Consider the following 8,560-nt stretch of genomic DNA (forward strand, 5'->3'; position numbering starts at 1 on the left):
TTTAACCTTGGATATGTTCGACAGAAAGCGAGGTCACGCCGTTCACGCAGTGAATATAGATCATCATCTTAGCGTTTGCCGCTGTTGTGAAATCGTCATTATTCACTTTGTCAAAACCGACAATCGTCACGGCACCGCCACCCCCTGCTGCGTTTTCCACGAGAAGCACGAAGGTGTAACTGTTACCAAGTGTCGAAGGGTCTTTAGTGAGCGTGAAGTTTCCGTTGTTGGTGATACGGCCAAAGTTCCGACCATATTGGGAAGGAGATGGATAGAAGTTACCACCTGAGCTACTACCCAGATCGGCAGCGTTGGTCTCATAACCAGCGTCTAGACGTGAATTAGTGTCTTTATCTACTTTGGTACCCAACTCCGTCGACAATCCTGAGATGTCACCAATTGAGTGTCCGTGTCCTGTAGCAGACTTTCCATCCAAAGCAGATTGTAGACCAGATACATCGCTGATAGAATGACCATGACCATTGGAAGATTTATCATCCAATGCTGTTTGCAAACCCGACACATCGGAAATGCTGTGACCATGTCCGGTGTTGGACTTACCGTCGAGCGCGGTCTGGAGACCGGATATATCGGAGATGGAATGACCGTGTCCGGTCTCCGATTTACCACTCAAAGCACTATCAACTTCAGTCTTCGTATATGTTGAGCTTTTATCTGCCTTACCATCTAAAGCAGCCTGTTGTGCAACACTGACGGGCTTATCAGCATCAGATGTATTCTCAACGTTGCCAAGACCAAGGTTTGTCCTTGCCAAGGAAGCATCTGTCAAATCAGACAAATTGTTGCTGTTGATCAGTGCGCCGCCCAAGGTCACATAAGCGGCTACCCATTGGGTCCCATTATGCGCCCTCATTTCCTTCTCAGTGGTATTCCAGTAGATTTGCCCCTCAACACCCGCAGGATCGGATGCCATCTTTCCTAGATACCAAGCTTCGAACTCGCTGAGATGGTTAAACGCCAATGCCTCGGAGTTCGCTGCATTCGTTTCTGAGGTGGACGCAGCGGAAGCACTTGCAGAAGCTTCGGCAGCCTTCGTAGTGGCTGTTGTTGCGGCATCTTGTGCAGCAATCCGGTCTGCATCAGCCTGATCTCGATAGGTCTCAGTGGTGTTTCGGGCTGTTTCAGCGGCAGTCTTCGCAGTTTCGGCAGCGAGACGGTGTGCGTTTGTTTCGTCTCGATACCCCAGAGTGACGTCACGAGCCGTTTCAGATGCGCTCTGTGCGGCCAACGCTGTGGAAGCACTTGTTGAAGCTTCTGATGCCTTTGTTGAGGCCACATTCTCGGAGTTCGCCGAGTTTGTCTCGGAGGTTGCCGCGTTGCTCTCCGAAAGAGAAGCAGCCGCTGCGCTCACTGAAGCCTCAGACGCCTTTGTTGTTGCGGTAGAAGCTGCAGCTTGAGCTGCGATCCGGTCTGCATCCGCTTCATCGCGGTAACTTTGGGTCACATCTCGGGCTGTCTCGGCTGCGGTCTTTGCATTCTCAGCAGCAATTCGGTCCAGATCAGCCTCGTCACGATAACCTTGGGTTACATCACGAGCAGTTTCTGCGGCAGTTTGGGCAGCTTCGGTTGCTTGGCGATCCGCATCAGCTTCATCCCGATAAGTCTGTGCGGTGTCTCGAGCAGCCTCGGCAGCAGCCTGTGCGGCTTGCGTGGCAGCGAGGTTCGCTGCGTTCTCGCCAAAACGATCTTCCACATACTTTTTGGTTGCCGCATCCTGATCGTTTTTTGGCTGGGCTAAGTTTTTCAGAACCTGATTTGCAGCATCCCATTGTCCGTCGATGTCCTGTTGGAGAGACGCATCGGCCACCTCCTCTGAAATAAACAAGGACTGGAAAAAGGAGCGGTTTAGGTCATCATCGATTAGGACAGAACCATCAACGAACTCATTGATTGGTTCATCGGTTGGAGTTTGACGATAGATTTTGAGGTCGCCTACAGGAGGCGTATCCATGCGTACCATGTAAGTTGAAAGGAACGTGAATGACGCCGGAACGCCATCCACAGTTGCCTTCACATGACTAGCATCAAGGTACTCGAAGTTGATTGCGAAGTCGGTCAACGAACCGTTCGCGTCAGGATAGAGGTCGTAACTCTTTGCCATTATCTCTGTGATTTATTTGATAGCAGCGAAAGCCTCGTCCAACGGTGAGCCTCGAGTTGTATTCACATGCTCGATGACAGGTTTAACTGCCTTCTCTGCATCACCGTAAGTTGGATCGCTGGTAAAGGAGGTCCCATAACGGCCTCCTTCGAAGAGGTCCTTAGGCACCACAAGGTGAGTTTTAAGGTAATCTTTGGCTGCTTTCTTGAAGACACCAAATAGGGTCTTCCAGACTTTCACTCGAGCCTCAGGAGTCAGATCAGCATAGTCTTCGGCTTCAATGGTGCGACGAAGCGCGGCCTCAAAGTTTTCACCCTTCAAGATCGCAACGTGCAGATCATAACCTGTCACTTTGCGTTTGACGTCTTGATGGGCTTTACCTTCATAGACGCGATTGACGTAGGCCTCATAGGCATTACTGCCATTTTGGACCTTCATATCGGTCAATGAGGGTATACCTGAGTTGAAACCAAGGAGAGCTTCGCTGAAGTCTTGTAGACCGTTGTTCTGCAGCCCTAATTTACCCCAATCCTGTTTATTCAGGACGCTTGTTGGTTTATCGAGAACCATCGCCAAGCTTTCTGCAAGGTTTAACCTAGCGAACTCAGCATAGACAGGGTCTTCCAGAACCTTGTTTGGCTTGGTGTTTGTAGGGTCGATACCGCGAAGGCGGTCACCTGTGATGGGTTTACCGAGGAAGTCGCGCCGGACATAACCAACCTTAAAGCCGGAATATGCCAACATTTCTTCGATTAGCCCCTCACCCGCATACTGAGACCAGTTGTCTGTCCAGAAGCCTTCGTTCTTACCTGTGACTTTCACGATTGCTGGAACCATTTGCTTTGCAGAGTTCTTAGTGAACTTCGCAAGACCCTTTGTGTTCCCATCATTCATCGCTGTCATGACAGCATCCATGAAATCTGAAATACCACGAAGGGCAGCAGCGTCCGACAACATAGCCATGTAGGTAAAACCCACTGCGGGAAGATAAGAACCTACCAGCATAGCCTCATAGTCGTCGTTGGTGTATTCGCCACCTTCCATCTTTAGAGATTTTTGGCGGGTTTGGTCTTCAATCGCTCCGATCATGAGCAGCGGTGCCGAGAATGGGAGGAACCGTGTCAAATCGATTGCAGTATCTCCGATGATCAAAGAGGATGGAGGCAAGACCTGCTGACGTTGCATTTTGGCATCCCAGCGGCCCCACAGAGACGGTCCAGTTATATGGACGTCTTCTCGTGCTTGGACCATCGCATAGGCAGCACCAGCAGCCATCATGCCCATTCGTTGACGAGCCGTTGCAGCAGCTTGCGCTCGAGCGCCGTTTGCCCCAGTGAAATCGTCAAGAAACTTAGCAGATTTAACCAAACTCTCACCCCACTTCGTGTGCTTTGCAGCAGCCCGGATAGCCGAAGGCATCCCCGGTGGAATGATCGTTTGTGTTGCATGGCCCCCAATGTTCACGAGTGTACGCCACACAGGGATCGTGAAACGCGCCAAGGTTGAAGTAACGGCATTGGGCGACTGGCGATAACTATCCAGTGCTTCTGCCGCACGACCAGTGACATAACGGGTATCAAAGGCGTTTTGCCAAAGACCATTTTGGGCCTCAAACTTCAACGCGGTGTCTTTCAACAGACCGTTTTCGTCGAATTTTGCTTGCGCATATTGGCTGGCCATCTTTTTAGCATGTTGACCGCGCATACCGGACTTCATAGCCATCTCGAGACCGTCCGCATACGCAATACCGTAGGCACGAAGGGCAACCGAGGCATCCGCAGAAGCCACTGAGACGTCTGCAGCGCCTTTCCATAGACGCAAGGCCATGTAGCTTGCCCACTTACCGTTCTTGGCCAGACGATCATAATCGGCCTTAGAAGCGTGAGAACCATCCATGATATCGAAGTCGGTCGTGATACCGCGACCTTTCTTCAAAGCTATTCCGAACGTCTTTTTGAAACGCTCAAAACCCGCCAGATAACCAGCAAGTTCAGCTTTCGCTCGGCCAATACCACGAGCGCCCTTACCACCGAGGGTTTCTCGAGTGAGAGGCATGATGATATTGGACAGTGTGTTTGACATGACCTCCAACAAGGATGTCGAAGGTTGGCCAAGCAGAGCCGAAACATGGAGGTCTTGGAACAACTTCAAGTTACTCTCTTGGAGAGCATGGCGTTCAGCCTTGGTCATTTTGCCAAGACGCGAGTTTGCGATATTGTGAAGCACACCTTCTCTTAGTTTATCAAACTCCTCAAAGGCTTCTTCAAATACCTTGGTCATTTGCAGAACATCGAAACCATATTGCTCGGCCTCGAGGACTTTACCAACAATGAACTCTGATCGGGTGGCCCGTAGGTCCAGACCGTTGGCTTTGAGTTCATCCAAGATTTCAAGACGGTTCGCGTCTAGTTGGTCCAGATCAACATCACCAAACTTCCGTCCTTGACGGAGATGACCTGTGTAACCCCAAATCGAACCTTCCTCTCGCCAGAGTTCACCGAGCTTGACCATGGTCTTCTGGATACGCTGGTTGTAGTTCACCCATGCATCTTTGGTGAGCATATTTGGTGACTTACGGATTTCCTTGAGGACCAGTTGGTAATCTGCATCAAGTTCTGACATCACCCGACGAAGGAGCGATTGGCGGTAGAGGCCGTGGAATGTCTTCGCAGTGTTGGATTGAGTGTTAGCACCGCGCTTCAATAGACGTACAACTTCATCCATCTCACGCTTGTGGAGAGCTTGAAACACTTCGTCCGTATGGCGACCAAAGTCTGCAACTGATCCTTCCAAGAACTCTTGGTTGGCTTTGCGGTGACCCACATTTACCTCTGAGGACCGTTTAAGGCCTTTGACAACTGGTGCCATCACTTCATCGCGGAACACCTTAGCTTTCTGCACAGGAACTTTAGGGAGACCCTGCAAGGCGTCTTCACGACCAGCGCGATGGAGGTTGTGAATAAGTTCCTTGTCGCGGTTCTTGTTTAGAACCTCAGTTGCTTCATCTGCAGGACGTGAGGGAACCTCTGAGACTTTCTTTGCGGTCTCTTGGACAATCTCGTTGCCTCGGGCGACAGACGGAGACACCTCAGCATCAGGAGTAACGTCAGGAGAAGCCTTAGGTGTTTGATCTACTTCCTCAGAAACCGAACCAATCAGTTGGGCGGCTTCTTCCTCAGGAATTGCCTGACCGGATCGCAAACGGCTCACGATCTTTCCAACACCATCGATACCCATTTGCATTGCCTTACCGACACTGAGGTCAATTAGGAATGCTTTGAGCATTTTAACTCCATGGGAATCGTCTTCGTTGACCACCATGAAGTCTGGAGTGTGTTCTGGGAAGTGTTCTTCAAGAACGTTGACCAAGTTGTCTTCTGGTTCGAACGAACCTACAGCCACACCGGAACCCAAAAGAGCGCCACCAGTACCACCTGTAGCAACACCAGTGATCACTGCTGGGGCAACTTGGCCGATGAACTCTGTGACCTTCTCTGCGGTACCTTTTTCACTCTCGAATTTCGGGTCAAGAAAGTCTGCGATCTCATTGATGTCGCTACCAGTTTCAGCAAGACCTTCCCAGCCAAAGGTCTTACCTACGTTCTCAACTCCGGTGCCAAGAGCCTTAACGGCACCTTGTGAAAAGTCCATCATGAAGCCGCCATCTTCGGAGCGAGACAAGATGGCATTGATTTCAGTTTCGCTCTTACCTGTCATTGTGGCGAAGTCTTGCACCGCATTTGGGTATGCAGATGGGTTGGCTCTTACTTTCTCAATGAGTTCTGCAGATGGCATAAATGTACCGTCTGGCTGGGGAACCCATTGGCCAGTTTGTGCTTCAGACATATAGTTTCCTTATTGATATGTTGGGTCGTTCAACACTCGTTGTTGGGCCTCTGTCAGCTTTGTCATAGCTGTGTCGTGAAGCTTATTGAGTGCATCAAAGACCTCTAAAATAGGAACAGGACCTTCTGCGTTCTCAGCGTATTCAGCGAGTACCGCATCGACTGCCTCAGCGAAATCGCTACGGAACTTTCCCTTAGGAATGCTATTCAGCAAGGTTTCTGCGTATGGCTCGATACCGGGGCGCTGACGAACAGTTTTTGCTTTTAGTGCTGTATCGCGAAGGTTCATTGCTTTGACGTATGTGTCGTGATCAATCACACCACGCATGAATTGACCGAGGACATATTGAGGATAATCCTTGTGGGTCGGCTGAGTACGTTCATCGCCGTATTCAGGATCGCGAATGTTGGCTAGGAACTCAGCTTGAAACTCAGGATCGACCTCGGGAGGGTTTGCCAAGACACCTTTGAGGCGCGGGATTACCGTTCGGTATTCATCAGGAACCTCACCGATTGAGCTAAGGTCCCCTGCCCGAACGGCCTTATCGAACATAGAGATCGCCTCTCGACGTTTGGTCTCTATATCCAGCGCCGATTGAGCTTCTTGTTCTTCAAGGATTTCGTCACGAGCATCATAGATCATTTGGCGATCTGCCTTAGGAAGTCCCCAAGACGCCATGACGTCATCAAGGTCTAATCGTTTGGCATGTGCTGGGTTAGCTTGAATGAAATTCACAAGAGCTTTCGCGGCAATCTTTCGAGCCTCAGGTGTATCAACGCCAAGTTGCTCAGGAGATGTTGCCAAGACCTCATTCAAACGTTGCGGAGGTGTCGGTGCGGTCTCAGGGACAGCGTCATTGACGGAATCAGGTGCCGCATCTGCTACCCGAACCTTGGTGGGATCATTCTGGGTTGGAACTGGAGCGTCTTCGGCCAGACCAATGACGTTTCCTTTCTTGTCTTTTTTGACTATCGAAGGATCACGTACATAAGCCTCGCGGAACTGTATCAATGCAGCCACGCTCTTTTGCCAAGGCAGTGATGCTTTGTTCAGGCCATCACCGTCATAGAAACCTCGACCATCCGTACCCTTTAGACCAGCCCATTCTTTCCGTAGGTGTTCGTTGAGATATTCTTCGGCAGTGTACTTTCCTTCAAGAAAGCCGATGAAATCCCGTTCGGTAACCAAACGAGTGAAAGCCAGTCGATCCTGAATAGCCGGAGTGAATTTCACTGTCGCTGGATCAAGACCAGAAGCCCGGATTGTTTCCCTGAGAGTTTTTTCCACGAACTGGTAGCGACCAACTGCAGAACTGCCACTCCCATAATCTTTCCATTTCTTTGAAGATTGAAACTCAAGGACTTCATTCAACGTCATATCGGTAAACCGGATAGACGTGTTGTCTGCATGGCTGTGGAAAGCGTTATAGTTGTTATTGCTTTCAGGCCCCATCAACGTATCCATCATGACCGTGAATGCGTTTCCTTGACGTGCCATGGTCATTTCCAAATCAACCTGCTGCTGGATCAAGTTCTCTGCAGCTAGTTTGTTTTGGCTTTGAATGAATGTATCGAGGTTACCAGCATGGGTAAGGCCCATCTTTTGGAACACTGGACCTACATGAGTTACAAATCCGTGGTAGTAAGACGGATCAACATCTTTCAGCAACTCATTGAAGATGTGGTCTCGCTGAGATTGAACAAATGCCTGATAGGCCGCTGGATTGTCATTTTTATGCAATCCTGCTTCCGCGTATGCGTCTCGAAGTTGTCCGGCATACAAAGCAGCTTCTCGACGTCCCCGCTCGAGTTCATATGAATCGATCTGGACGGAAGCATCCCCATAGCCAAATAGGGATTTACCTTTAGCAAGTTTCAGACGATCTCGCTCGGCCCCCATCTGAGCCAGCGCGGCCAATTGAAGGTTTTCCTCTTTGGAAGGCTTATCGTTCTGCTCGTCCATCTTGGCACGTTTACTTGCAACTCCAAGAACTCGTGCAAGACCCGCTGCGGCACCAGAGCCTTGCTGGTGAAGGTAGTAAGCCACTGAGGGCTTAGGAATGTTGGCTGTCTCTTTGTAGACAGGAAGATTTCGTTGTTGTGGTGCTGGCATGAATTAACCGAATGCATTTGCGAAGGAACCAATGATCGTTGCGTTCGCCTTGGCGCGTTCAACTTCAATGCGATTATTGGCAGCGATGGTTGTGTGGTGACCCGAAGCAACATAGTTTGCACGGGCAGCGTCTTTACGGTCCTGAGCGTTGGCGATAGACAAAGCACCTTGACGGTTCTGTTCACCAATACGAAGGCCCTGAGTTGGACCTGCAGCTCGACCCATTGCAATCTCATATGAAACCGCGCGGTCTTTCTCGAGGGCAGCTTGATAAGCTTCCTTGTTTGCCGCGTTCTGCTCCACGAGATTTTCACGCTCTTGAGACGCATGTTCCAGTTTCGCTTGTTGGTTGATCATGCGCTTGTTCTTTTGGAACACGCTTGCAGCGCCAGCCGCTTTGAGGTGGACTTGTCTTAAAAAAGTGGACACGACCATGCTCTTTTTAAGCCGCTAGTTTTTCGTACGCCATTGGACTGATGT

At 50.2% G+C, this 8,560-nt stretch carries 4 protein-coding genes; all 4 read right to left on the bottom strand.

Annotated elements, in window-relative coordinates:
* Position 1 precedes the first annotated feature (1 nt).
* Genes L1I42_RS08930 through L1I42_RS08945 form a run of 4 tightly spaced genes read right to left on the bottom strand, consistent with a single transcriptional unit; the run spans position 2 to position 8,437 of the window.
* On the bottom strand, positions 2-2,122 hold the full coding sequence (locus L1I42_RS08930; protein WP_236114123.1) for a phage tail fiber domain-containing protein: 2,121 nt from the start codon (positions 2,120-2,122) through the stop codon (positions 2-4).
* 12 nt (positions 2,123-2,134) lie between these two features.
* Positions 2,135-5,968: a hypothetical protein gene (locus L1I42_RS08935; RefSeq protein WP_236114124.1), complete on the bottom strand. Its 3,834-nt coding sequence runs from the start codon at positions 5,966-5,968 to the stop codon at positions 2,135-2,137.
* 9 nt (positions 5,969-5,977) lie between these two features.
* The gene (locus L1I42_RS08940; RefSeq protein WP_236114125.1) at positions 5,978-8,080 is read right to left on the bottom strand and encodes a lysozyme family protein; all 2,103 of its coding nucleotides are present in this window, start codon (positions 8,078-8,080) and stop codon (positions 5,978-5,980) included.
* 3 nt (positions 8,081-8,083) lie between these two features.
* On the bottom strand, positions 8,084-8,437 hold the full coding sequence (locus L1I42_RS08945; RefSeq protein WP_236114126.1) for a hypothetical protein: 354 nt from the start codon (positions 8,435-8,437) through the stop codon (positions 8,084-8,086).
* Positions 8,438-8,560 lie beyond the last annotated feature (123 nt).

It is taken from the genome of Maritalea mediterranea, from assembly GCF_021568695.1.
GTDB classification, from domain to species: Bacteria; Pseudomonadota; Alphaproteobacteria; order Rhizobiales; family Devosiaceae; genus Maritalea; species Maritalea mediterranea.